Annotated in this window: 1 protein-coding gene; it reads right to left on the bottom strand. The window is 47.9% G+C overall.

What is annotated here, in order from left to right:
• Positions 1-83: 83 nt before the first annotated feature.
• Positions 84-2,516 carry a UvrD-helicase domain-containing protein gene (locus ACQ4N7_RS30075; protein ID WP_430715096.1) on the bottom strand — a complete coding sequence of 811 codons (2,433 nt, stop codon included), beginning with the start codon at positions 2,514-2,516 and terminating at the stop codon, positions 84-86.
• Positions 2,517-2,675: the final 159 nt, after the last annotated feature.

Below are 2,675 nucleotides of genomic sequence, written 5' to 3'. Positions count from 1 at the left end.
TCGCTCGTAACTTCGCGCTCAATCTCTACCGCTCCAACGCCTTCTCCAATATGGCTCAGGCTGAACGATTCTGTAAATTCGGCCTAGATACACTCAAGACCGTTTTTAGAATGAAATAGCCCTGGATAGTCACTGGTATAGGAGTAAGCGCGAGCAATATCCTGTTCTTTCTCTTCAGCGGCGGGGAGATGGCTCAGGTCAAATTGAGGGATCCGAGGAAAGTTCTTGTCACTGAGCATGGTCTTGAATGGCTCGCTGATGAAGTTCCCTTGGCTCTTGTAATGGGCCAGCACCAGCAAGTTTTCAGCTCTAGAGAGAGCGACATAGAACATTCTCATCACATCAAACTCAGCCATCCTGTCTAGAGGTTCGCCCTCTCGGTCAATCAGGGGACGAACAATTTTCTCAATGGGCTGCACTTTTGGATCTTTGCGCGGGTTCCCCAGTACCACTACCGGGAACTCAAGGCCCTTCGACTGGTGAATGGTTAGGAAGGGAATACGGCCTTTGGGAAAGGGATCCTCAGCATTCTCAAACTCAGATTCACCCAGTCGATATAGGCTGTATATGAACCGCATGAAGAAGGCATTGAGGAACTTGTTGTCACTCAAAAAGCCAGCGGTAAGAACGGGAGAGTTGCCATCAATGAAGCGAGAAAGATATTGCGTAATTAGCCCAAGATTACAGATAGGGCCTTCATCTTCTCCCCGTTCAGCTAGATCGAACCAAGGCTTAAAGGGGCTGAAAGCACAAAGGCGGTAGAACAGATCAAGGATGCTCCAGTCGAGTGAGGTAGCCCGGTTGATAATGTACTTCAACGTGAAGGGATTATTTTCATTGATTCGCTGCTGGGCCAATCGGTTCATGTAACTATTGGCAATACTCTTTCGCGCCTTCTCTGAAAGCCCAAACGAAGCTGCAAGGGCTTGCTGCATAGTTTTTGGGTTGTAAGACTCATTAAGTTCCCAACCGTATTTATCGGCAGTCCTAGTAAGCACCTGGTAATCACTCAGAACTGTTTCAAGTTCGTCCTGGCAGTCGCCAATATAGGTAGCTAGGTTAACATCCTTTTCTAAACGACCCTTAGCGTATTTTAGGCAGTCATCTAGCCAAGTCTGGAAATCGGCATAGTCACCCTTGTACGCGCCCTGCTCAGGTCGTCCAAAGATAGTTAGGAACAGGCCAAACACAGCGATGGACTCTTCTACTTCAAGAAACCGCCCGGCTCGGGGTGCATAGACTTGTAGCCCTTCAGCTTCAAGTGCTTCTCTCATTCGGCTCACCTGAGCACTTTTGAGAGAAGGAAATAAAAAGGCAATTTGATTGGGGTCAGAGACTTTGCCCTCAGCTAGCAGTTGCTTAACTAGAGTGGCAATTTCGGTGGTAACGACCGTAGGATGAGCCGGTGTACTCGCGACTACAGCCGGGTGATGATCCGTACTGTGGGCCTGGATATCTTTATCTACAACCCGGTAATGCCCGCCTCCATTGGGCCGCTGCCAGTTTTCTCGCCCAATGAAGTCGGTGTAGAAATCTACAATATGCTTTCGGGAACGGTAGTTGGTGTTTAAGGGGATTTGCCGGGCTTCTACACCAAGCTCTACTCGTACTCGTTCTGGAAACTGAACAAAGTTCTCAACAGTTGCACCTCGAAAGCGGTACAGTGCTTGATCATCATCTCCGACTACACAGATGTTTTTGTATCCGGAGGCCAGCTTGAAGAACAATTTTTCCTGAATAGAGTTGGTGTCCTGGTACTCGTCAATTATGACGTGCTTAAAAACAATGCCTGCATCTGGCGACTGGTTAAGAGTCTCTAAAGCCTGCTGTTGAAGTAGGGAAAAATCTACTTTAGGTGTCCGGCTGTCTAATCCTAGAGACTGCTTATAGTACGCATAGAGATCAATCAGCCCCTTCAGAATGGCATCGTCTGTACGTTTACGGATCTCAGCAGGCTCCAAATTTTCCTCGGAGAAGCGATTGAACAGATTGATACATTCAACAACCGCAGCGTGACGCGATTGACTAGCCCTGCCTTTGAAATAATCGGTGATAACTTCGTTGGCATTATCGCCCAGGTCAACGGCTGCGATCGCAGTATCCCAAAAGCGTCGATCTGACGCATAAAAGTACTGCCCTAAAGAATCCATTAAAGCTGGCGTCACGGGTCGTAGGATGCTTTGACAAATCCGTCGTTCTGTTATGAGTTGTTGACAAAGGGAGTGGACCGTTCCCACATACATACGAGCAATATCGTAGGGCTTGCCGGTTTGGTTTGTGGCTAAGCCTAACAATGACTGCAATCCGTCCTTTAATTGCTTCGCAGCCTTTTCAGTAAAGGTGCTCAAGAAAATCTCTTCTGGCTTGACATCATGACAGACCAAAAGATTTAGAGTTCTCCAAAGTAAAACTCTGGTTTTTCCAGAGCCTGGGCCAGCGGTAAGGTACAGAGGCCCAGAGTTATGGAAGATAGCCTGTTCCTGGTTAGCATTTGGCCTAAAGGGGCTAGGCTTCAGCTCATTCCAAATGTCCTGGATGGCAAGCGTAGAAGCAGGGCTATTTCATTCTAAAAACGGTCTTGAGTGTATCTAGGCCGAATTTACAGAATCGTTCAGCCTGAGCCATATTGGAGAAGGCGTTGGAGCGGTAGAGATTGAGCGCGAAGTTACGAGCGA

Source organism: Nodosilinea sp. AN01ver1 (assembly GCF_050565655.1).
Classification (GTDB): domain Bacteria; phylum Cyanobacteriota; class Cyanobacteriia; order Phormidesmidales; family Phormidesmidaceae; genus Nodosilinea.
This window is presented reverse-complemented; position numbering and strand designations above follow the sequence as displayed.